The sequence below is a fragment of the Porphyromonas somerae DSM 23386 genome, from assembly GCF_000372405.1.
Classification (GTDB): domain Bacteria; phylum Bacteroidota; class Bacteroidia; order Bacteroidales; family Porphyromonadaceae; genus Porphyromonas_A; species Porphyromonas_A somerae.
In genome coordinates this window covers 18,707-43,130 of sequence record NZ_AQVC01000012.1, presented here as the reverse complement: position 1 = coordinate 43,130, position 24,424 = coordinate 18,707, and the positions used below count along the sequence as shown (strand labels likewise).

The 24,424-nt window shown below is 48.0% G+C and carries 13 protein-coding genes; 2 read left to right on the top strand and 11 right to left on the bottom strand.

Annotation, left to right across the window (positions count from 1 at the left end; translation table 11 throughout):
• Positions 1-27 precede the first annotated feature (27 nt).
• From A3GK_RS0103575 to A3GK_RS0103555, 5 genes are all read right to left on the bottom strand, one after another.
• Positions 28-477, bottom strand: coding sequence for a GatB/YqeY domain-containing protein (locus A3GK_RS0103575; RefSeq protein WP_018028116.1), 450 nt, complete (start codon positions 475-477; stop codon positions 28-30).
• Between the two features lie 15 nt (positions 478-492).
• Positions 493-1,842, bottom strand: coding sequence for a cell division protein FtsZ (ftsZ, locus tag A3GK_RS0103570; RefSeq protein WP_021903447.1), 1,350 nt, complete (start codon positions 1,840-1,842; stop codon positions 493-495).
• An 11-nt stretch (positions 1,843-1,853) separates the two neighbouring features.
• A complete protein-coding gene (locus A3GK_RS0103565; protein ID WP_018028114.1) occupies positions 1,854-3,317 on the bottom strand; it encodes a cell division FtsA domain-containing protein in 1,464 nt (487 codons plus the stop codon).
• A gap of 113 nt (positions 3,318-3,430) precedes the next feature.
• Entirely contained in the window at positions 3,431-5,065 is a 1,635-nt protein-coding gene (locus A3GK_RS0103560; protein ID WP_018028113.1) for a DEAD/DEAH box helicase, read from the bottom strand.
• Positions 5,066-5,074: 9 nt separating this feature from the next.
• Positions 5,075-6,679, bottom strand: a complete 1,605-nt coding sequence (locus A3GK_RS0103555) for a THUMP domain-containing class I SAM-dependent RNA methyltransferase (RefSeq protein WP_244860718.1) — start codon at positions 6,677-6,679, stop codon at positions 5,075-5,077.
• A gap of 690 nt (positions 6,680-7,369) precedes the next feature.
• Here A3GK_RS0103555 and A3GK_RS0103550 point away from each other — a divergent pair.
• Together A3GK_RS0103550 and tamL are read left to right on the top strand one after the other, a co-directional pair.
• A complete protein-coding gene (locus A3GK_RS0103550; protein WP_018028111.1) occupies positions 7,370-12,292 on the top strand; it encodes a translocation/assembly module TamB domain-containing protein in 4,923 nt (1,640 codons plus the stop codon).
• On the top strand, positions 12,279-14,582 hold the full coding sequence (gene tamL / locus A3GK_RS0103545) for a translocation and assembly module lipoprotein TamL (RefSeq protein ID WP_018028110.1): 2,304 nt from the start codon (positions 12,279-12,281) through the stop codon (positions 14,580-14,582). Before A3GK_RS0103550 ends, tamL begins: the two co-directional genes overlap by 14 nt.
• Positions 14,583-14,791: 209 nt before the next feature.
• On the opposite strand, the gene A3GK_RS0103535 is transcribed toward tamL, so the two are convergent.
• From A3GK_RS0103535 to A3GK_RS0103510, 6 genes are all read right to left on the bottom strand, one after another.
• Positions 14,792-16,033: an ABC transporter permease gene (locus tag A3GK_RS0103535; RefSeq protein ID WP_018028109.1), complete on the bottom strand. Its 1,242-nt coding sequence runs from the start codon at positions 16,031-16,033 to the stop codon at positions 14,792-14,794.
• Between the two features lie 12 nt (positions 16,034-16,045).
• Positions 16,046-18,286, bottom strand: coding sequence for a GH92 family glycosyl hydrolase (locus A3GK_RS0103530; RefSeq protein ID WP_026161688.1), 2,241 nt, complete (start codon positions 18,284-18,286; stop codon positions 16,046-16,048).
• Positions 18,287-18,418: 132 nt separating this feature from the next.
• Positions 18,419-19,438, bottom strand: a complete 1,020-nt coding sequence (locus A3GK_RS0103525) for a branched-chain amino acid aminotransferase (protein ID WP_026161687.1) — start codon at positions 19,436-19,438, stop codon at positions 18,419-18,421.
• Between the two features lie 79 nt (positions 19,439-19,517).
• Positions 19,518-20,816 carry a glycoside hydrolase family 57 protein gene (locus tag A3GK_RS0103520; RefSeq protein ID WP_018028106.1) on the bottom strand — a complete coding sequence of 433 codons (1,299 nt, stop codon included), beginning with the start codon at positions 20,814-20,816 and terminating at the stop codon, positions 19,518-19,520.
• A 34-nt stretch (positions 20,817-20,850) separates the two neighbouring features.
• A complete protein-coding gene (locus A3GK_RS0103515) occupies positions 20,851-22,110 on the bottom strand; it encodes a glycosyltransferase family 4 protein (RefSeq protein WP_026161686.1) in 1,260 nt (419 codons plus the stop codon).
• A gap of 10 nt (positions 22,111-22,120) precedes the next feature.
• Positions 22,121-24,166, bottom strand: coding sequence for a glycogen debranching enzyme N-terminal domain-containing protein (locus tag A3GK_RS0103510; protein WP_018028104.1), 2,046 nt, complete (start codon positions 24,164-24,166; stop codon positions 22,121-22,123).
• Positions 24,167-24,424: the final 258 nt, after the last annotated feature.

The window sequence follows — 24,424 nt, the reverse complement described above, 5'->3', positions numbered from 1 at the left end:
ACAGCTTAATTCTCAGTTAACTAATGGTTAGGAGAGCAGTTTCCTAACAATCTGGGAGATCAACTTGCCATCAGCCGAAGCACCTAGCTCCTTTGTGGCCACTCCCATCACCTGACCCATCCCCTTGATATCTGTGATACCAAGCTTAGAGATCATCTCTTTCACCTTTTCAGTGATCTCCTCTTCCGACAATTGTGCAGGGAGAAAACTCCTATATACCTCCGCTTCCGCGTCCTCTGCTTCGGCAAGGTCTAGGCGGTCAGCATCGCGATAGAGACTTGCACTCTCCTCACGCTGCTTCACTAGCTTTGCAATAATTTTCAGTGCGTGATCATCATCCAACTCACCAGCAGCTCCTTTGGCAGTCATTGCCTCTAGAAACTCCTTCTTAATACCGCGAAGTGCTTCCAATCTCACCTTATCACGGCTCAGCATCGCCTGCTTTATTCCCTCATTTACTTGCTCTAAAAGTGCCATATCTATTATTATTATTTAATCGTCTCCAAAAGTTATTGTTCTTCCAATTGAATTACCACTTGTCTCAACAGAGTCACGGCTGGAAAAGCTAGAGTGATTTACAGAAACCGTAGGCTGACTATTCCAAGACTGCATAGGTCGCTCTTCAATAAATTGCTTGATAGTATCTAGTTGCTCCTTAGACCGTGTAAGCGTAGGTCTTTGGTTGACCAAAGAGATGAACCCATTATTCGTCATCAATTCCTCCGTAAATACCACCGTTTCATACTCCTTATAGCTATTTCCTTGAGCCAATTCACTACCGTAGTAGTCGCTAATCTTGGTATCCTCCTCCTCCTTTGTTGCCTTCGGACGCTCGTCGCTGTATTCATCAGCAAACATCACGCTGTCGTCAAATCCTGAGGCTAGAAGCACAAAGCCGAGGTCGTCCTCCATACCATCGTCCTCCCGAGGCGACATGCCCCAAATGAAGTCAAAGGAGCCCTTGATCTTGGCCGTCATATCCCTCAACTTCTCACTCATACGAGTGGTTGGCTCATGCTCAGGCTTATAAATAACCTGCACCAGCAGACGGGTAGCTAGATTGAAGTTGGAAGTATTCAACAATGGCGAAGACAACGCCCGCTCCATCGCCTTTTCCAAACCTTCCTCGCCACTTGCAAAGCCACGAGTGATGATGGAGACTCCCCCCGATTGAAGCGTCCGCTTCACATCGTTAAAGTCCAGATTCACACCACTAGGGATAGTGATCAGCTCCGAGATTGAGCGCGTACTGGTGGTCAGCGTTTCGTCGGCCTTCCTAAAAGCTTCAGAAATCTTCAGGTCGGGATAGATCTTATTCAGTAGCTCATTATTAACGACCAAAATAGCGTCCACATTCTTCTTCAGCTCCTCCACCCCATCAATTGCCTGAAGAATCTTCGTCCTCCCCTCAAATAGGAAAGGAATGGTCACAATCCCCACCGTCAGAATCCCCATATCCTTAGCGATACGAGCAATTACAGGGGCAGCACCTGTACCAGTACCACCGCCCATACCAGCAGTGATAAAGACCATTTCTGTGCCATCATTCAGTGCTTCACGCACCTCCGCCTCACTCTCCTCGGCAGCTTCCTGAGCTAGCCGTGGGTTATTTCCGGCGCCCAGACCTTTTGTCGTTTTAGTACCTAGGCAAATAGTCTGTGGCACATCACATACATTGAGATGCTGTCGGTCGGTATTACACAGAAGGAATGAGACGTGGCTCACATTCTGATTATACATATAATTGACCGCATTGCCACCGCCTCCACCTACACCAATCACCTTAATGATTGTTGGCTGATCGTTTATCTCCTTCTTAATAGGCAATATATTCCTCTCCATAACCTCCATCATTAATCCTCGTCATCCGAAAAGTTAGAGTCGTCATCAGACATCGCAAAAAGGTCCTTCAGCCTTCCCATAAATGAGCTTTTACTGCTCTTCTCCTTTTTAGGCTTAGGTGTACGCTCTCTTCGTGGCTTCACTCTTGGTGCTGGGTCTGCTTGAGGCTTCAGATCCTCTTCGTCAAAAGGCAATACCCCCGGCTGAGACATTATATCAGCTTCACCCTCCACAATATGAATTGCTGGCTCCTCATGCTGTTCTTCGTGCTGTTCCACCACACTAGGCTCCTCCTCAGTCCTAGCCACATCCACATTTGCCGCATAAAGCATCGCATACAAGCTGTGGAATTCAGGGTTAGCGGTCAGCTCCTGGTTACCACCATCAGAGAAGAATGCAGGGCTCACCTGCTTCACACTCAGCTCCCCACCAAACTTATCCTTGAGATACTCAGGCAAACCAGCTAGCTTCGACGCCCCGCCAGTAATCACCATTCCCCCAGGCACCTTATAGTCACCTTCAGAGCCCTTAGCACGAGCAATAATTGCCTTGATGTTATCCACTATCTCGTGGGTACGTGCCTCAATATATTGGTTCACATTGTAGCGAAAAACACGCTTATCCGTCCGCATATCGGGAGCTTTCACGATCAGCTCCTCCTTGTCGCTCGTATCAAGAGACAATGAAGCGTGAGCTATCTTTACCCTCTCCGCCTCTTCTGGGCTAATATCTAGATCCGTAAGGTCATAAGTGATTTGATTACCACCCATTGGGATCACCCTCAATGACTCTAGCACGCCGTGATTAAAGTAAGCCACTGTGGTAGTCTCCGCACCGAAGTCCACCAATGCCGAACCTATTCTCTTTTGCTCGGGCGTCAGGACACGCTTACTGAGCTCCACGACTCCAACTAAATAAGGCTCTACCTCTAGATCTAGTTTGTGAGCCAAGACCTCCTCCACATTATCCGTCACCATACGATCAGTGACCACCGTCTGGATACTCACCTGTAGCTTCATCGCCTTCACCCCCACTGGGCGAAGCACCGAGCTACCATTCACAGAGAAGCGAGCAAAGTCGGCATTCAAGAAAAACTTACCATCCGGCTCTTCAATCTTTCCCCATAGACGCTCAATATCGGCCTGAGTGATCTCATGAGGGGCATCATACTCCTCCACCTGCTTTATCAGTAGGCTGTGTAGCCCCTGTCCCGAAATACTCGCATATAGGTGGTCTATCTCTATACCTAGATCAGCCTCGGCACGTGATAAAAGTTTGCGCAGCTTTTCCGACGTTTCGGATAAGTTAAATACTACGCCCCTCTGCACGGCACCCTCCGATGGCTCACTATCCAGATAGACCGTCCTAAAGAGCTCATCACTCGGGGCCATCTTCTCTGCCACCGCTAGCTTTATGGCACTACTACCAAAGTCTAGGATAGCCACATTTATCTTATCTTCTCTGTGCTCTCTCATCAATATAATATTTGCTTCATTTATGGTTGCCAAGAGCTAAAAAACTCCCTAGCACACTAATTCCCACAAACTTACCAAATTCTATCTTACCCACCTACCCTTTTGAGAAAATATTACCGTCTTTTACGCTTATGCCGAGTGACCCGAAGAGGCTGTTTATGGTATTGAAAAGCATTCAAAGCCTCCTGCACCTCTTCCGACTCACCACGAGCCACCTCAAAAGTGGCATTTCTGTCAAAAATAGTAATCTTCCCCACCGGCACCTTTCTACCCGTGCAATACTCAATCATCTCAATCAGCTTATTGGGATAGAGTTTATTTCGCTTTCCCACATTGATTTGAAGTAAATCCATCCCCTCCGAGGTTCTCTCCTCCTCTTCGCGGGAAGCCTTTCGTTTTTTGGAGCTTTTCTTCTCCGTCTCAGGGATCTCCTCCACCGCGGCTGCATTCTTGTAGTAATCCAGCATTCGCTGAATCTCTAGATAAATAAGCCGTTGTATCAATTCGTCGCTATCTAGCCATGAGAGCCGATTCACCACACTATCCATATAAGGGGCAATCGCATCCAGGTCAGGCACCGTATGCTCCATACGATGCACCAGCTGCAATAGTTGCTTTTCACAGATCATCTCGGCCGTTGGGAGCATTGCACGCTCGATAGTGATGCCACTCTCCTTTTCGATTCGCCTAATCTGCCCTCGCTCCCTGGCATGGCAAATAGCGATCGAAATTCCCTTCTTTCCCGCTCTCGCGGTGCGACCACTTCTGTGCGTGTAGCTCTCCACATCGGCAGGCAGACCGAAGTGGATCACGTGCGATAGATTATCCACATCGAGCCCTCGTGCTGCCACATCGGTTGCCACAAGGAGCTGGATCGTTCCATTCCGGAAGCGTCCCATCACATTATCTCTCTGTGCTTGGCTTAGCTCTCCATGGAGAGCATCGGCACTATACCCATCAGCGATCAATTGCGCTGCCACCTCTTGAGTACTACGCCTCGTTTTACAGAATATAATGCCATAGATATTGGGGTAATAGTCGGCAATACGCTTCAGCGCCAAATAGCGGTCGTTAGCACTCACTACATAGTAAATATGCTGAATGTTACGATTGATCCGCTGTTTATTTCCTACCGAAACCTCAGTGGGCTCTTGCATAAACTTTCGCACAATAGATCGGATCTCCTGAGGCATTGTGGCAGAAAAAAGGAGCAGATGACGCTCCTCAGGGATATAAGAGAGGATCTCCTCAATATCATCGATAAAGCCCATATTGAGCATCTCATCGGCCTCATCCAGCACCACATCTTTGATTTCATTGAGTGCGATAGCCCCTCTACGGATCAAGTCCAAAAGCCGTCCAGGTGTCGCTACCACCACCTGTGTGCCCCTCCGTATATGCTGTATCTGCTCCTCAATAGATGCCCCACCATAGACCGCCACGATACTAAAGTCGTCCATATGGATAGCATAGCTAGCCATATCCCTCGTGATCTGCATACAGAGCTCACGAGTAGGGGCGATGATCAAGGCCTGTGGACGTTTGAGGTCACTGGTGATATTCTGAATAATAGGCAATCCAAAAGCAGCTGTCTTGCCACTCCCCGTCTGAGCCAATGCCATAATATCCTTCAGCTCCCCTAGAAGCAAAGGGATCACCGCCTCTTGTATCGGCGTAGGAGTCTGAAAGCCCATCTTCTCGATCGCTTTCAGTAGGGGCTTGGCAAGCCCTAGTTCTTCAAAAGTCATAAATAATGATTAGTTGATACTGCTTGACCCCTCCCCTTCAGGCTTCCTCTCACTATTTGGTCGAGGAACAAAAGTTCTAGCGGTCTTCTCTCGTTTCCGCATACGCACTTCTCCAGCTGGAGATGCACTTTCTTCGCTTCTGGTGCGTGATTGGTTACGAGGTCTCGACTTAGAAGCCACCTTGCGGTCACCAAAATCACGTGCGCCACCAGTCCGTCGCTCACGTTCACCATAGCCACCCTCACGCTCGTTTCTATCTCCACTGCCAGCACGTTGCCTACGATTTTTCATTCTAAAAGCTCGCTGCTCCTGCTTCATCGCTTCACGCTGTTGGTAGTACTTTTCCCTCTCCTCACGTGAGGGGAGTAGCCCCTGCTGACGAAGCTCCTCCATGTGCTCATCACGCTTTCCTTCAAAGAGCTCATACCCTCTCAGCTCACACTCTATCATACCATTGTAGAGCTTTTCTCGCTGAAAGTGCTTCAATCCGATTGCATTAAAGCCCTCCTCCAAACTGCCACTGATGATCCAAGCCTTCCAACCCGAGAATACATGCTTCAGCGTACTCCCGATAGAGTTATATAGCTTCTCCAGATCCATCGGCTTCAGGCGCTCGCCATAAGGCGGGTTCATCACCAGAATCCCCTCACCTCCAGGTCTATTCTCCTCCGAATACTCCTCAAAGGGCTTCACCTCTAGCTCCACATACCGACTAATACCAGTATTCTTCACATTGGCACGAGTGATCGCAATCGCCTTCGGATGGATATCCGAACCATAGAGCTTGTGATCAAAAGGCTGCTCCTCCCAATCCTCCAGCACCTCACTCAGCAGGTCGGCATCAAAGTCCATCCACCGCTCAAAGGCATAACTCTGGCGGAAAATACCAGGCGGAATGCCTAGCGCAATCAAGGCCGCTTCGGTAATAAAGGTACCACTGCCACACATCGGGTCCAGGAAGTTGCACTGACCGTGCCAACCGATCTTCAGCAAAATACCTGCCGCCAACACTTCACTCAGAGGGGCATCATTCTGACCCACCCTGTAGCCACGCTTGTGTAGGCTCTCCCCACTCGAATCAAGGGCTAGCGTCACCACACTATCGGCAATATGGATATGAAAAAGCAGGTCTGGATCCACCACCGACACATTCGGCCTACGACCACCACGATCGGTAAAGTAGTCGGCAATCGCATCCTTGGCACGATACGCCACAAACTTACTATGGGTAAACTGCTCCGAGTAGACCACCGTATCAATCGCGAAGGTGCTCCGTGGCGTCAGATAACGATCCCACTCAATATGCTCATACAGATACTCATACACCTCATCGGGGCTATGAGCTTCAAACTGTGCCACCGGCACCAATACCTTTAGCGCCGTCCGAAGGTGGATATTGGCCCGGTACAGCATCCGTCGGTCACCCCTAAAGGCCACCATCCTACGCCCCGGCACCACCTCATTAGCCCCAAGCTCACGAAGCTCCTCCGCCAATACATCCTCCAACCCATACAGCGTCTTGGCTAGCAGATCCATCTCACCTTCCTCACGCTCTCGACCCTCCCATTTCAATTCTTGCTCCATTGCCAACTTCCTAGATCTCGCTACTTTCACTCTTAAATTTACATTTCAACACGCAAAGGTAACTATAATCAGCCAAAGTCAGTGAAAGTAAACCAATACACACAGGGGTTACGCATTAGGAAGTTCACGCCGTATGGTTTTTAGCGGGGTGTCTATGAGTAAGGACCTCCGAGGGGAGGTCATTCATGGTAAGACTCCTTCTAATGCGTAACCACTGCCAATACACACTAAAAGAAAAACTATAGTGACAAACATAGGAGTCTATCTCTATAAAACCTCTGTACTAGTAGAGTAAAAGTCGAGATGCAACTAAGCAATCGGCGAGTTGCAACTAAGCATTTGCCGAGTTGCATCTCGCCGATTGCTTAGTTGCATCTCAGCGAACGATTTAGTATGACATTGAATTTCAATTGATTAAAAAGCAGGTCTCTGAAACCCCATTTCAGTTTTTTCACATTGGTTCTGCAGTTTAAAATTCTGGAAGACTGAGTGGCTTGTGGTGGGAAAACAGGTTCAGTACTAGTCGGGTTCCGATAAATAGAAGCCAAAGCAGTTGACACCTCTAATGCACAATCCATAAGTATAGGTCGGAGTGGTAGGTAGGTATGGATAATAATGAGTAAATTTGCAGAGTGAGCGATGGGCGATAGGGAGGAGAGGAGAGTGTCCATTAGTTCAATTTATACGAGACATACACATTATATAGATAGCGTACCTACGATGAAGCGAACCGAGGAAAGGGAGTCACAATCCACCCAGCTGTCCACTGTAGCGACCAGCACCGAAGCCTCTTCGGCAGAGACCACTCTGTCCAATAACGAGGGCGGTGATGAACCACAGGGAGCGGACGGGGAGGAACCTTCGCCTAAGGTCAATAGAAGCTGGTGGCGACGAGGGCTACGGTTGCTTGGCATCGGTATAGCTACGGTGTTTGCAATACTCATACTAGGTACGGCACTCCTCTACCTACCTGTGGTGCAGGGGTGGCTCTTGGGTTTGGTTCGGACCGAGGTAGCAGAGCGCGCTGGCATTGCGCTGGAGTGGGAGCGTGTGGGGGTAGCCTTTCCACTGAAGCTGCGACTGGAAGAGGTTCGGGCTACAGAGATCGCAAGTGGGGATGAACTGGGGTCGGTAGGTTTGCTCACCGCGGATGTACGATTGCTCCCTCTATTGCGTGGTGGGCTCCTGCCGATTGGTGGGGTGGTACTGGAACGAGGACGGGCTCGCTTTTCTCTCAGTAATGATTCGATCCAAGTAGCAGGGGCCATTGGTCGGCTCGCTTTGGATCACATTGATCTAGACCTCTCAATGGAACGAATAGAGGCGGGAAATCTGGGGCTTTACGATACCGACCTTTACCTGACCATCATCACGGCTGGGGATTCGGTCAAGGAACCGGAGAAAGATCCTTCCCACTTACTGATAGAACTCTCTCGTGGGGAGCTACGCAATGTGGCAGCCTATATCACCCTTCTCTCCCCACCTACCATCTCAGACACCCTCCCCACCCCCTCCCCCTTTCCCCTTGATTCGCTCACTCCGATGCGGATTAATAGCTACATCACGAGGGGCGATCTCCGGGGTGTGCAGGTGGACCTTGGAAGCGGTCGATATGGTGCATCGGCGGTGGATCTAGCGGCAGGATTGACTGCATTAGGTGACAGCAGTGCCTTTGCACAGCCTTCGCCTTTGCCCCTACCATGGTATGCCGAGCTAAAGGGGCATGAGGTATGGTATGGCGGTGTAGAGGAGCTACGGGGTGATCTGGAGCATCTACACTATGCGGTAGGCGATGGAGTGGTGCTGCAGGAGGGGCGGCTCTCGCTACGAAAGGAAGGGGATCGCTTGGTGGCGAAGGGGCTGGAGCTATCGGTGGGGGATACCCAATTGAAGGGCTCGGCTTCGCTACCATTTAAGGGCTGGCTACCGGATAGTGTGGGGGTGGCAGATCTCCGACTGGAGGGGGTGCTTTCCCCAAAGGATGTTGGTCGCTTTTTGGGGGACCGTCTGGCAAGGGTCTCTAAGCCACTGGAGGTGTCACTAGAGGCTAATGGGACCATGGAGGATCAGCTCACCTATGCTCTTCGGCTGAAGGGGGAGGAGGTGGCGGAGCTGAGCCTAAAGGGAGTGGCAAAGCAACCACTTACAGAGGGTCGGAAAGTGGATGCTACTCTGGAGCTACAGACGGGTAGTGAGCTACGGGAGTGGTTGCTCATGCTAATGGAGGGTAAAGAAGGAAGAAAGTTGCCTAGCTGGGATATCCCAGAGGGGGTACAGCTACGAGGGTCGGCACGCTACTCAGCAGAGGAAATGGGGGCAGATCTACAGCTACGACAGGCAGCGGATATGGGAGGAGGCGACCTCACTCTCCATGCCTTTTACCACCCACGGCGGGAGGAATATTTTGCCGACCTTAGGGTACGAGATCTAGCACTACAGCCTTTTTTGCCGAATGATACGATCGGCCCCCTTTCGGCAACGATTAATCTAGAGGGACGTGGTACTGACCCCTTTGACCAGCACTCGAGAGGAATCCTTTACGTGGATGTGGATAGTGTGAGCTACCGTGGCTATCGCCTGCAACAAATGACGCTTCTCTCACAGCTCAAGGATCATCAGCTCTTTGCGGCACTCAGCACTGATAGTGAAGGGCTTCGGCTGGCGGCACAATCGGATATCATGATGCGGCGGGATAGTCTCTCGGGGAGTATCAATATACTGGTGGATACGGTGGTCCCCTCGGCGATTGGGGTGGATCTGCCGATCTTGCAAGCGGGTAAGCTGGAGCTGAGAAGTAATGTGATGAGCGACCTGAAGCAGCGGTACCAATGGGAGGGTGAGATCGAAAACTTTGTGCTGGTGACGGATAAGGGAACGATCTACCCGAAGAATACTTATCTCACGCTCCACACCTCAGAAAGGGATCTTGGGGCGGAGGTGGCGTCGGGTGATCTCTCGCTCCACTTTGCGGCTAAGAATGGTCTGAATGACTTTACTACTCGCCTACAAAAGGTGATGGAGGAAGCACAGAAGTCGCTCGCCGACTCAGTAGGGCAGGTAAATATGGCGCCGTGGATACATTATTACCCAGATATGGAGCTGCGATTTGAGATGGGTCGGGACAACCTCTTGAGGGCCTACCTTGATGAGCACCGCATAGGGGCTACCTCGGTGTCGCTGGATCTGCAGACAGTAGCAGGGGAGGGGCTCTCGGGATTGGGAGTGGTGAGCCATTTTCAGTCGGATACCTTTAGAATCGATAATATCGACTTGGTGCTTCGGCAAGACTCGGCTTTCTTTACGGCTATGGGGACGGTACACAAGGAGCCCTTCCTCAATCAACCGGCGTTTGATATGATTCTCTCGCTCTCATCTAATGTACACCGCAGTGAGGCGTATATCAATTGGCTGGATTCGAAACAGGAGCCATTTGTACAGATGGGTTTGGAGCTAATGAACAGGCCGAATGGTGACCTGACGCTAGGATTTACCCCCGATCCAGTGGTGCTCGCCTACAATAGATTTGAGGTGGTGGGGGAAGACTTCGTGACGCTGCCTAAAGAGGATCGCAACAAGATCCTTGCCCAGCTGGAGCTGGCGACAGCGGAGGGGACTTGGATCAAGATACATAACCTGCCGGATGAGCGGGGTCACTTGCTGAGAGCAACGATCAGCGACCTTCGCCTTGCCGACCTAGGTGCGGTGCCTTGGGTGCCTGACCTCTCGGGCCGACTGAATGCGACGGTGGATTGGCTACAGCTACCGAAGGGGGGCAGTGAGATGAAGGGGGTGCTGAAGGCGGAGAATCTATTTTACCAAAAGAGGGAGATCGGGCAAGTGGAGGCTTCGGGTAATATGGAGGACGGTACGTCGGGGAGCCATCTATCTGGTGAGGTGGCTCTAGGGGGGAAGTCGGTGCTATGGGCTGAGGCCTTTGCGCCGAAGAGCTCATCGAAGGAGACGAAGGAGGCTCTGAGGTACCACCTAACGGTGAAGGAGCTACCGCTGGAGAGGAGCAATCCTTTTCTCCCCGCAAAGTATGCTAAGCTGAAGGGGCGGATGAGCGGAAGTGTGAGCAACTATGCTCTAGGAGAGAAGATTGAGCGTGCTAAGGTGGTGCCACTGAGTGGGCAGATCACCTTTGAGAAGGCGAGTCTCTATACTCCTTTTGCCAATGAAACGTACCACCTCGATTCGAAACCAATCAGAGTGGTAGATGGGCGCATTTTGCTAGAAGAGTATGCACTGAGTGCCAATACAGGCAGGCTCACCACTCAAGGATATGTATCGGTGGCAAATGGGCTGAAGAGTGACCTCCGTATAGTGGGTAGGGATATGATGCTTCTGGACTCTGATGCGACGAGTGAGACGCTCCTCTATGGCAAGGTGAATACCGATGCGGATCTAAGGATCAAGGGGCCTCTGAGTGCCTTTAAGCTCTCGGGTTCGCTCTCTATTAAGGGGGATACTGATGTCACTTATCAGTCGCAAACAGGGGAGCTACAGAGCAGGGCTGGGTACAAGGGGTTGGTGACATTTACCGACTTTTCGGATACGCTCTTTGTGAAGCAAAAAAGCACGGTGGATAGCCTTTCTCTCGGTGGTATGGATATCAAACTGGCGCTCCACATAGACCCTGCCGCTAAGGTGAATGCTATTCTGACGACTGATGGTAATAATAAGGTGGCGCTCCAAGGGGGTGGTGACTTTAATCTCTCTATCCCACCGTATGGGGCGATGACGCTGAATGGGACGTACAATATCCATGAGGGGGATATCCACTTGTACGTATCACCACTAAAGCGGAAGTTTAAGGTACAGCAGGGGAGTAAGGTAACGTGGAATGGGCTACTAATGGAGCCAGACATTGATGTGAAGGCGACGGCTAGGATACGCAGTAATGTATCGCTAGCAGGGGAGCCGGATAGACAGGTGGACTTTGACGTGCATGTGATCGCGGAGGATAGGCTGGACAACCTGAAACTGCGATTTGAAATGGAGGCACCGCAAGACCTTACGATCCGAAATATGCTGGCACGCCTGAGTCCTGAGGAGCAGAATAGGCAATCAATAATGCTTCTGGCTTCGGGGCACTACTTTGGCGGTGGGGGCTCTTCTAATACCAAGGGATTTAATGTGAATGGGGCACTCACTTCGTTCCTGGCTAGTCAGATTAATTCGCTCGCTGGGGAGGCTCTTGATGCCGAGATCAATCTAGGTATTACCGACGGTACAAATGCGTATGGTGTGGGGACTAACTACTCGTACAGCATTACTAAGCGCCTCTTTAACAACCGAATCAGCGTGCAGGTGGGCGGTAAGATGGTGACGGGTGCTGCGGCTACTGGATTGCAGCAGACGTTTATAGATAATATGTCGCTGGACTATCAGCTGGACCAGGCAGGGACACACTATCTGAGGCTTTTCCACAATAAAAACTATGAAAATCTCCTGGATGGTGAGGTGATTGAGACGGGAATTGGTTATGTGATCCGGAGGAAGATGAATAAGCTGAATGAGCTATTTAAGTTCTCCAACCCACTGAAATCTAATGCCCCTACTCCTAGAGCTATATGGGAGATAAAAGCTTTGCCAAGAAGGGAGGAGGTGACGACAAATGATAAAGAGGATGAAGGGAATTAATAAATGGTGTGGGCTTTGGCTCTCTCTGCTACTGCTGGGTGGCTGCTCGGTAGCTAAGTATATCCCCGAGGGGGAGCAGTTTTATGCTGGCGTGGGAAAAATTGAGTATGCCGATAAGGGGACGGGCTTTTCGGACAATAGTAAATTGGCACGCAATGAGCTGGAGAGTGTGCTTAACTATAAGCCAAATAATAGTTTGCTAGGGTCGGCAAAGCATCGATTGCCCTTTTCATATCCTTTTTTCTTTGATAAGTACTATGCCCACTCCAATAATTTCTTCGGGAGGTGGCTCTATAAGACTTTTGGGGAGAAGCCGATTCTCCTCTCGGAGGTGAACCCTGAGCTGAGGGCGACTGTGGCGGAGCAGGTGCTGAGGGAGTATGGCTATTTCCACAGCTCAGTAACACCTGAGGTTACGATCGTGGGCAAGGACTCAATTAGTGCCAGGCCAAGCTACCACATTGCAATGGGAGCACCGCACGTGCTGGATAGTATCAACTATCAATTGGAAGCTCTGCCTTTACAAGAACTGGATTCTCTGGTACATTCAAAACGGGGTTTTCTACACCGTGGGGAACCTTTTGGGGTGCTGGCTTTGGAAAATGAGCGGACTAGGATCAGCAACTTCCTAAGGGATCGGGGGTATTACTTTTTTCAGCCCAATCATATCGTCTATGAGGCGGATACGGTACAGGTGCCTAGAAAGGTGCAGCTGAGGGTGTTGCTTTCGGAAAAGATGCTCCCCGAGGCGTACCGTCCGTGGCATATCGGCTCTATTACCTATGAGGTGCGGGATGGGCAGAATAGTGCCCTCACGGATAGTTTGATGGTGGAGGGGGTGCTATTTAAGTACCATAAAAGGTCGCCGGTGAAGTTTTCATCGCTCTTGCCACGCATAGGATTTGAGTCGGGGACTCTCTACAATCAAGAGAGCCAGATCAAGACGCTCCGCTCTATGGCGGATCTGAATGCTTTTGCCTATACCGATGTGGCTTTTAACCGTTCTTCGAATGATAGCATTAATAATGCGCTTGATATTATTATTACTTCGCAACTGGATAAGCCTTATAGCACGGAGCTGGAGGGGGTTTTTAGGTTTAAGAGTAATAATCAGGTGGGGCCGGGGCTCAACTTTTCGGTCAATAGGAAGAATATATTTAGGGGCGGTGAAATGCTCACGGTGACGGCGAGAGGGAGCTATGAATGGGAGACGAAGCACAATACGAAGGGGAGAAGCTGGGACATTAATAGCTATGAACTAGGGGTCACGACGTCGCTCACTTTTCCAAGGCTATTGCTGCCGGTGTTGAATCACGAACCGCTTTCGTTTCCGGCTTCTACGCTGATTTCACTGAATGGTACGTTTCTGAACCGTGCCCGCTTCTACAAACAGGCACAATTTGGAGCTGACCTCACATATCGTCTCGAACCGAATGCCAATATGCGGCATTCTATCACGCCCCTAAGCCTGAGTTACAATCACCTACTCTCTAAGACGGACCGTTTTGAGGAGGTGATCGCAAAGAATCCGATCATTGGGCTCTCTTTTAGGAATCAATTTATTCCGCAGGCTAATTATCTCTTTGGTTATGAATTGAAGGGAAGGCATGGATTTAGCATCCAGACTTATATTGCTGAGGCGGGAAATGTGCTTTCGCTTTTCTATAAGGGGAAGAAGCGAGAGGGTACGGAACCTTATAAGTTTCTGGGTGCCCCTTTTGCGCAATTTGTGAAGGGGACGCTGGAGCTGCGATACAACTACAAGTTTAGCCCAAAACTCCAATTGGCCAGTCGAGCTTATGCTGGTGCGGTCTACAGCTATGGAAATATGACGGTGGCGCCCTACTCTGAGCAGTTTTATGCGGGTGGAGCGAATAGTATCAGAGGATTTAATGTGCGTACGCTAGGACCAGGAGGATATAATCCAGCGATGGAGGATCCGCTGAGTTTTATGGATCGCACGGGGGATATTCGTTTTGAGACTAACCTAGAGATACGGTACAAGGTTTTTGGGGCGATTGAACTGGCAACTTTTATTGATGCCGGTAATATTTGGCTGATGAGGGAGGATGCAAATAGACCTAATGGACAGCTGACTAAGGAATATTTCCTTAATGATATCGCACTGGGAACGGGACTAGGAGTGAGGTATGACCTTGATTTCTTGGTATTGCGTCTGGATATCGGAATAGGCCTTCATAAGCCCACAAGAAGGGCGGAGAAGTATTTCAATACCTTCGAAAATGGCTTCCCAACGGTATTTCACCTAGCTATCGGCTACCCTTTCTAGAGAATGTTGCACGAAGTGCCATTCTCACACATTTGCAGACAAATGTGTCAAGACTTTGCACGAAGGATGAAATGCAAGGCATTGAGGATGAGGGCAAGGTGCACGTAGGGCACCAAGGCCACAACGGGGCGAAGGGAGCGTACTCACGTACGTGACCGAGCTCGAATTCCGATAGCAACGCAGCAGTTCGCCTTCGTGCAAAGTCTCTTCTAATCGAAGCGGAGGGTGCGGGAAGGGTTGATGCCACCGATGATGCGGGTGGGAAGAAGCACGAAAAGAAAGACAACGATAAATACCGCCAAATTGGTTACGAGAAGTACCCACCAATCAATACTGATGGGGACGTAGCTCATGTAGTACTGGCTAGAATCTAGAGAAATCACTCTAAAGTGCTTCTGTAGGAAGGCGAGTGCCAAGGCAATCGCATTGGCGTACAATATTCCCCTCAGGAGGATATGGCTCGCCATAATCCAAAATATCCGCTGTAGTGAGCGGTTACGCTGGCCCAATGCTTTGAGGGTGGCAATAGCTCTGACTCTTTCAAGGATCAGTACCACAACTCCTGTAACAATGGTCATGGCAGCCACCGCAATCATTAGGATAAGGATGAGTAGCACATTGGCATCCAAAAGGTTGAGCCAGCCAAAATAGTTGTAGTTCAGCTCCTCTACGGTAAACATAGCATACCGCTCTCCATATTTCTCACTACGGTCGGCAAGTAAGTCAAAAAGAAGGTCGTAGAGTTGGCTTGCCCCACTCCTTGATTTTAGAGTAACGGTAAGCCCCCCCACCTGATGCTCGCTCCAATCATTGACACTCTGAAGGTCGGAAAGGGAGGTGAGTGCCAGGGAATGATCAAAGGTATCGAAACCGGTCTCAATCAGCCCTACAATATGATACTTTCGCACTTTGGTGCGGTCGCCATTGCTGTAGTATGCAAGGAAATCATCGCCCACATTAAGGCCTAAAAACTGTGCTACTTTATTGGAAAGTAGCAACTCCCCTTGCTTGTGCAAGTCTGGGAGCCTTCCCGCCACAAGGTACTCTTCGTAAAACGCTTGGTCGTACCCTTCGCTCATTCCGTGCATCATCACAGCACGGAATGAGGAGTTTACTTTTACCAAGGCCATCTGGTCAATAAAGGCCTCTACCCTAGCCTCAGGAAAGGTGCTCTGACTAGTTCTCTCTATCTCGGTAAGTAGGTCCTCACTAATAGTGAGGGGCAGGGCGTAGGCATCATAATTATTATCGGGATTGGAGATCCGAATAGTGCCGACAAAGTTATTGAGCTTCTTTTCTATCTCTTGTTTGAAACCTCGTACTACGAAAAGAGACAGCAGTATCAATGAGACACCCAATGAGATACCTATGGACGATATTCGCACTGCAGGCCGGTATTTCCCGCTCTCCGAAAATAGAAACTTCTCGGCAAGAGTACGCTCTAGCTCCATAGGTAGAAATACTTAATACTCAAACTTGATATGTCCGCCCTCTATCAGTGCTTGGTGTGTAATGCGGTGCGACTTGAGCTTCCGCCCACCCAACTTAATAGACTTGATGTACTGCCCTTTGTGGGAAGGAGCACCCTCAATCACCAGTTCGCTTTTTCCAAAGTACTTGGGGTCTAGGGTAATCACCACCTTATCAAATACTGGGGCAGTGAGGGTGTACTCTGGCACGCCAGGGCAATCGGGGTACAATCCCATCATACTCATCAGAGCCCAACAACTCATCGTACCGGTATCATCATTTCCAGGAAGACCATCTGGCTGAGTAGTGAAGTGCTTTTCAAGTAGCTCTGTCACCAACTTTTGAGTCCGCCATTCCTCGCCTCTAAAGTAGCTAAAGAGGTATGGATAGGCAATGTTTGGCTCGTTAGTTGGGTCGTAGTGACCTTCATCAAATATCGCCTGTAGGTTATTGATAAAGGCACGCTTTCCACCCATTAACCTAGTTAGGCCTTTGATATCATGAGGAACAAAGAAAGTATAATTGTAGGCACTTCCTTCATGGAATCCTGGGTTGGGCTCAAAGTTTTCGCCAAGTTTTGGATTGAAAGGAGTGAGGAAGGTACCATCAGGTAGTTTAGGGCGGAAGGTCTTGAATTCAGGACTATAATAGTGCTTATAGCCTAGACTTTGCTGTCTAAATCTACGAGCATCAGCCTTGTACCCTAGTTCCTGAGCCAAAATAGAGAGGGCATTATCTGCCACGTAATACTCCAAGGCATGAGATACCGAATTATCAAACTCCCCTCTTAATGGCACATATCCTAGCGATAAATAGTCGTCGTTATCTGGTCTGAGTAAGTTCTCACTACCGCTGGTAGTCGCGGACTTATACATCGCTTTGTAGACTGTTTGAATATCAAAATCCCGAAGCCCTTTGAGGTAACTATCTACAAATACAGGAATAGCAGGATCGCCCTCCATTGTAAGTGTCTCGCGTCCATAAAGCTCCCACTTAGGGAACCAACCGTGCTCTTGATACATTCCCAGCATGCTCTTCAGCATATCCATCTGCCGCTCGGGATATACCAATGTGAGGAATTGGTGCACATTGCGATAAGTGTCCCATAATGAGAATACGGTATATCTATTCCCTCCTCCAGTATTGAGAATCGCTCCGCCCTCCATCTGAGGGTAGTCTCCATTGACATCTTGTAGGATATTAGGGTGAAGAAGTATATGGTAGAGTGCGGTATAGAATATTTGTTTCTGCTCTAAGGTTCCCCCTTCTACTCTAATGCGGCTAAGGTCTTTCTCCCAAAGATTCTCTGCCTCTCTACGTACCTCATCAAAGTTCTTTCCAGACACCTCTTGCCGTAGATTTTCCCTCGCATTCTCAATGCTTACAAATGACACGCCCACCTGGACTTCTATCGTCTCATCTGCTTCGGTATCAAAGGTAAAGTATGCACCTACATCATCACCAGCCAACTCCTTAGTATACTTGGTATAGAGCTTATATTTACCTTGATCTGGATCCCATTCTGCCTCTACACCTTTCATTGGGCGTTGCAACTTCCAATACCCTTGTTGGCTAGGGGTTTTGCTCAATCTCATCACAAAGTAAATCGGAAAGACTGCCTGAGGATTGTAGCAGAAAGTACCTAGTAGCTTTACCCCTTCAACCTCTACATCACTCACGCGCCTAAGCATCGCTCCAGACTCATTAGTAAGCCCCTCGCCTAGATTGAGGAGGATGTGGCTTTGCCCTTTAGGAAAGGTAAAGCGGGTCACCCCACCTCTTACCGTAGCCGTTGCTTCAGCTTTGATATCGTACTTGGTGAGGTGATTGCTATAATATCCTGGAGAGGCCACTTCATCTTTGTAGGCACTTCCATATTCTCTATAATCCACAGAGAGCTTCCCCGTGGTAGGCATCACCAGTAGCGAACCAAGCTCTGGACACCCTACCCCGCTGAGATTAACATGGCTGAAACCTGTGAAATAAGAATTGGTATATTCGTAAGGAGTACTCCACCATCTAGAGTCTTTATCGTATCTATTTTGATCACTTCCCATCACGTTGAAAGGCACCACACTCATCATACCATGAGGCACCACAGCACCCGGATTGGTCGTCCCAAAGTTGGTCGTCCCCACAAATGGACGTACATAATCAATTAATCGCTCCTGTGCACTCGCTCCCACAGTAAATAGGAGTACCACACCAACTACATACCAAGATAATCTTCGCATACTCATCATTTATATTTTTCCTTACGCAAAACTACCTAAATTATTCCACTTGAGTTGGAATATTGGGCTAAGGGTAAAAGATATGGCGACTACCGGATTGGGTAGCCGCCATATCTTATATATGTAGAGGGCTTACTCTACGAAAGTAACCCAACCGTGCTTATCCTCAATGTCGCCATACTGGATAGCTCTTAGGGTATTATAGAGCTTGGTACTCTTAGGCCCAGCCTCGCCATTGGTAGAATAGGTATAGACCTTACCAGTATCAAGGTCGTCAATATGAGAGATTGGAGAGATTACCGCTGCAGTACCGCAAGCACCAGCCTCCTCAAACTCAGCGAGTTCCTCCTCAGGTACATGACGCCGCTCAACGGTCATACCGAGATCTTTAGCGATCTGAGTCAAACTCATATTGGTGATAGAAGGTAGGATTGAGGTGCTCTCTGGGGTGATATAGCTATTGCCCTTGATGCCAAAGAAGTTGGCAGGACCGCACTCATCAATATATTTCTTCTCCTTCGCATCTAGGTAAATCACTGCAGAGTAGCCCTTCTCGTGAGCGATCATACCGCTCTTAAGACTTGCTGCATAGTTACCACCCACCTTGAAGGTACCTGTACCAAGAGGTGCAGCACGGTCATAACCACGCATAATGGCCATAGCTGTAGGCTTGAAACCTTCTTTGAAATAGGGACCTACTGGAGATACAAATACTAGGAATAGATACTCATTAGCTGGCTTCACACCCACCTGCTCACCAAGACCGATGATAATCGGACGAATATAAAGGCTAGCACCACTCTCGTAAGGAGGTACATAGTCGATATTCTTCTTTACAACAAGGTCAATAGCTTGTAGGAAAAGCTCCTCTGGCATAGGTGCCATCATAATTCCCTCACAAGAGCGACGCATACGCTTGGCATTTTCCTCAGCACGGAATAGGCGCACCTTACCGTCTTTGCCTCTGAAGGCCTTCATCCCCTCAAAAGCCTCTTGTCCATAATGCAGACAAGTAGCAGCCATGTGAATATTAATAGTAGTTTCAGACGAAACCTCTAGCTCACCCCACTTACCGTCTCTGTAGTAGCAGCGAACGTTGTAGTCGGTTGGAAAATATCCAAACCCTAGATTTGACCAGTCAATTTGTTTCATGTTGATAGTGTTTTGTATGGTTATTTACTGTATTTGATATAGGTAACCAGTATTCAAAAGGACATGAATTACCTCTATACTATTTTTTCTTCTTTTGCTCCTTTAATTCCTTGATCTCCTCTTGTAACTTCTGGATTTCGTCTCCCTGATTTTGAATTGTCGTCAGCAAGGCATTGAGTTCCTCATTTTCAATACTGCTAGGATACTCAGCCTCCACACGTAGCAAGAAGTCACTCAGAACATTCATATAGTTGCTAAATGCACTGTAGGCACTCTCATAGGGAGTGTACCTCCAAGCATCTTCATTTTGAGTAGACATATAAAGGAAGTGGTCAGAGCTTTGTAGGTAGTGCCAATCTTGTATCAGTCGGCGATCGCGTGACAAGCGAGTTCGCTCAGCCCACTTCTCTAGTTTGCTAAATGCCTCCTTTTGTAGGTCATTGCCCAACCAGCTAAGCGTATTCTTCTCCTCTTCCGACCAGGAAATTGGCTCTGGTATATCAAGAAGATCCTTAGAATTGAGCTGCTCCATAGCTACCGATGGAGTAGTAAACTCCATTCCAGCCTTAACAATATACTTAGGAAGTGCTCTGAAGAAGTCAAAGATACCCGTCTGTGCAGGCTGCCCTACACCAAGGACATCCAAACTCATATCAATAGTGATTAGCTGGTCATCCTCAGGAGTTTCAGAAAGCCACTTAGCATACTTATCTGCCGTTAGTGGAAACTCACTCCAATCATAACGGTTGAAGTTTTTAGCAATATCATCCGTAAACCGTTCATTGCGAAGCTGTAGCTTAAGGTGTGGCTCAAGGCTACTAGCATAGAGATGATTGGGACTCTTCCAGCCTAATACATGCTTCGCACCCTCAGTAATCACCCCTTTGAAGCCTAACTCCTTGAGAGAAATAGCGATGCTATCATCAAATATGAGGTCACTATTTCTAAATACCTTCGGCTTCACTCCAAACATACTATTGAGCTTATTGGCATGAGCTTTCACCTGTGTCTTAAATTCCGCCTTCTCCTCATAAAGTGACGCAATACTATGGGCATAAGTCTCGCCAAGAAGTTCCACACTTCCCGTACCAACCAACTCCACAAGCACATCGATCAGCTCTGGTGCATAGAGCTCAATCTGCTCTAATACCACGCCTGAAATAGCTAAAGCAAAGCGGTACTCCCCTTTCGTTTCCCTCACTAAGTCAAGGAACAACTTCAAAGCTGGGAGATAGGACTCCCTAGCACACTTCGTAAAGATCTCCTCGTTTTGGAAATCATCAAAGTAGTAATGATCATTACCAATGTCAAAGAAACGATAGCGCTTTAGCCTAAATGGCTGATGCAATTGAAAGACAAAACAAACCTTTTTCTTCATAATGAGTCTTTTTCCTTATTCCTTCGTCAATCCTCTATGACAATAGCTGATCATAGATCGCACGAATCTTTATTCCTACATCTTCCCACTTGATACTATTCACCTCCTTCAGCCCCTCCTCGGATAGGAAGTGATGCATTGCGGGGTAAGATACTAAGGCATACATAGCATCTGCCAAAGCATCCACATCCCAGTAATCTACCTTTACAGCATAGTCGAGGATTTCAGCACACCCCGACTGCTTGCTAATGATACTTGGCACACCACACTGCATCGCCTCCAGTGGAGAGATTCCAAAGGGCTCCGATACAGAAGGCATCACATAGACATCACTCGCCTTATAGATTTCATATACCTCCTTACCCTTCATAAATCCAGTGAAGTGAAAACGGTCACTGATACCACGCTTGGCCACCAAACGTATCATCTGATCCATCATATCTCCACTTCCAGCCATTATAAAGCGTACATTCTTCGTGTGCTGAAGTACCTTACAAGCAGCCTCCACAAAAAACTCTGGCCCCTTCTGCATAGTGATACGACCGAGGAAGGTAATTACCTTATCCTTTACTCCACGTTTATCAGGGATCGCCAATATCTCGGGATCAAGAGGAGTAACCGCATTATGCACCGCAGTCACCTTGTTAGGGTCCTGATGGTACTTCTCAATGACGGTGCGTCGAGTCGCTTCACTCACACACATAATATGATCAGCATGGTCAAAGCCATTTTTCTCCGTACTATAAACCTGAGGATTGACATTCCCCCTACTCCTATCAAAGTCCGTCGCATGCACATGTACCACCAGTGGCTTTCCAGATACCTGCTTGGCATGAATACCAGCAGAGTAAGTTAGCCAATCATGTGCATGAATGATATCGAAGTTTTCAGTCCGAGCAATCACCCCTGCAACAATCGAGTAGTTATTGATCTCCTCAAAGAGATTATCGGGATACTTTCCCGAAAACTCAATACAGCCCAAATCATTAGTTAGCATATAGGAGAAGTCGGCGTAAATGTGGTCTCTCAGCCGATAATACTCCTCAGGATCCATTACATTTCCAATGCGATCCTTCACGTAGTCATAGTTCACATCACGATAGACAATAGGTACTTGAGACGCCCCTATAATCTTCATAAACGACTTATCTTCATCACCCCAAGGCTTTGGGATAACAAAGGTAACCTCCATATCCTGTTGCTTACAAAGTCCCTTGGTAAGACCATAGCTCGCTGTACCAAGCCCTCCTAAGATATGAGGTGGAAATTCCCACCCAAACATCAATGCTTTCATAATATCCACATCAATTTTGGTCGTGATTATTCTCAATTGGCTCATTGCCCTCTTCTGGAGAACCCTTGTGGTGTGAGGTCATACTCAGTCGCAGGTCAAAAATATCGTCCGACTTGTATTCATCAAACTCTTTCAACCTATTTTGGATTCTCAGAATCGCCGTTGCACTCAACATAAAAGAGATACCACTTCTAGCGGTATATGGTGGTGTACCGTCATAAACCTCAGAGATACTGCCTATCCCGTGTAGTTTCATCTCATCCTCAAATGGAATCAAGAGCCGATCCACAAACGACACACCCACACGCCTGAATAGCTTCAAGTATCCACTTAAATAATAGTAGATCAGCCAGCTCCACACACCTCCCTGAAGGTAAGAATAGGCACGCTCTGCAAGATTACCGGCACAGTAACCTCGATAAAAGCCACTTATAGGTGATAGTGTACGAAGTCCCTTGGAGGTGAGAAGCTCCTTAGTGACAATATCCAAAATACTTCTCTGTAGCTTGCGCGACAGTGGCGAATAACTCAATCCCACAGCTAAAATTTGGTTAGGACGTACACTCCAATCCTTCTCACGACCCTCTACAACATAGTCAAATAGATAGTCGTGCTCATTTACAAAGACGCGGATAAAGCTTTCTGCCACCCTATCTATATAATCATCCTCCTTATAATCGTCAATGCCAAATAAAGCTCTATTAAAACAAAGAGCGTTGTACCATAGGGCATTAAACTCCACAATATATCCCTGCCGATCCACCACTGGATAACCATCAATGGTAGCATCCATCCATGTGATTGGTTTATCGCCACTCTCAGGCATCGCATAGAGTAGACCATTATCCATCACCTTAATAAGTGGATGCTTATTCGCCCGAAGAAAGCCAAGTGCTTTCTTCACCACAGCTCCGTACTCTTCACGCGTCTTCTCCATACCCACCCAGCGAGAGTAGTCTTGCACGCAATTTATAAGCCATAATAAGGCATCTGGCTGATCAAGTCCTTTGATCACTTGGTCCTGCTCCCCCTTCTGATAAAAGCTATCAAGAGCTGCCAACGTATTGTCCATCACCGCTTTATATCGCTCAGGCTTTCCGATTCCAAAGCTCGCTGCAGTAAGGCCTATCATCTGGTCTCTATGGCGAACATCGAACCAAGGTAGGCCAGCAAGTAGATAGCTCTTGCCCGGTTCTGGCTCATAGTAGTATTGATCAACAGTCCTTTTGAGACAATTAAGGAAGCCATCTCTAGGAATAACGGTACCTTCAGATTGATTAAACTCCTCCTTAAGATTATTCGGATCACATACCTCATCAGAAATGGAAAGATAAATCTCCTCTCCTTTTTTGATTTCACACTCAAAGAGTCCTGGCACTGGCAAATCCTCTATACAATTGTGTGCTCGCTCCGCCTCCTTATCATAATAGTGATGCTTATTCCAATGCGGAGCATGAGTATATTGGGTAGGCTTTGAAAATTGGAGATAAAGCCTTGGACACCCCTCATAGAGGGAGAGAGAAACGCCGTTGGGCTCCTCATTATAATCCCAATTAATATGATTATTCTCGTATGTTAGCTCTTTAACTTTGCGAAATGCCAATAACGGCTTAAAGCGAAGGGTCGTTTTTGAGTGGGCGTCTAGTAGTCGATACCTCACAATCAATTGGTTTCTGTCTTCTGAGAGCAGAAAAGACTTGGAGAGTATCACACCCCCTACCCTAAAAATGGTGGTCACAGCCTTCTCCACATCATACTCTCGGATATACTTATGACCATTGGGACTAAAGACTCCTCCAGCATATTTATGGACGGCAAGATTAAACTCTGCACCATGCTGAATTACGGTCTCATCTAGGGATGATAATAAGACCCACCGATTGGCCACAGAGTCATTTTGAGAAGGCACCACAAGCATACCGTGATACTTACGTGTATTACAGCCTAAAATCGTTGAGCAATAGTAGGCTCCACCTTTATTGGCACACAAGATTTCCCGCTGCAAAGACTCGTCAAGATTGGTAAGGCTAGACCGGTCAAACTTTAGGTAACTCATTATTATTACTTCGCTTCTATATGGTTATTCTTAAGCTTCTGAACTACTTCCAAATTTACGCTTTTATTTTGATAAATACAAGACTTCATTGGATATATGCTCCTAATTTATTTCACAGGCATCAATCCGACAGGTCGAAAGCTGCCTTAGGAGACAAAGACAGAGAACTCCTTGGCTGGATAAAGATAAAGTTTAGTTAGAAAACAAATGAATAGGTATGATAGAGAATGACTAGTTGGCGCCATTTAGAATTATGTG

Excerpts from the sequence above, each read along its gene's own strand:
- ftsZ (WP_021903447.1), bottom strand. The coding sequence starts at position 1,842 with ATGGAGAGGAATATATTGCCTATTAAGAAGGAGATAAACGATCAGCCA.
- A3GK_RS0103575 (WP_018028116.1), bottom strand. The coding sequence starts at position 477 with ATGGCACTTTTAGAGCAAGTAAATGAGGGAATAAAGCAGGCGATGCTG.
- A3GK_RS0103510 (WP_018028104.1), bottom strand. The coding sequence starts at position 24,166 with ATGAGTTACCTAAAGTTTGACCGGTCTAGCCTTACCAATCTTGACGAG.
- tamL (WP_018028110.1), top strand. The coding sequence starts at position 12,279 with ATGAAGGGAATTAATAAATGGTGTGGGCTTTGGCTCTCTCTGCTACTG.
- A3GK_RS0103560 (WP_018028113.1), bottom strand. The coding sequence starts at position 5,065 with ATGACTTTTGAAGAACTAGGGCTTGCCAAGCCCCTACTGAAAGCGATC.
- A3GK_RS0103535 (WP_018028109.1), bottom strand. The coding sequence starts at position 16,033 with ATGGAGCTAGAGCGTACTCTTGCCGAGAAGTTTCTATTTTCGGAGAGC.
- A3GK_RS0103550 (WP_018028111.1), top strand. The coding sequence starts at position 7,370 with ATGAAGCGAACCGAGGAAAGGGAGTCACAATCCACCCAGCTGTCCACT.
- A3GK_RS0103565 (WP_018028114.1), bottom strand. The coding sequence starts at position 3,317 with ATGAGAGAGCACAGAGAAGATAAGATAAATGTGGCTATCCTAGACTTT.
- A3GK_RS0103530 (WP_026161688.1), bottom strand. The coding sequence starts at position 18,286 with ATGCGAAGATTATCTTGGTATGTAGTTGGTGTGGTACTCCTATTTACT.
- A3GK_RS0103525 (WP_026161687.1), bottom strand. The coding sequence starts at position 19,438 with ATGAAACAAATTGACTGGTCAAATCTAGGGTTTGGATATTTTCCAACC.
- A3GK_RS0103515 (WP_026161686.1), bottom strand. The coding sequence starts at position 22,110 with ATGAAAGCATTGATGTTTGGGTGGGAATTTCCACCTCATATCTTAGGA.
- A3GK_RS0103520 (WP_018028106.1), bottom strand. The coding sequence starts at position 20,816 with ATGAAGAAAAAGGTTTGTTTTGTCTTTCAATTGCATCAGCCATTTAGG.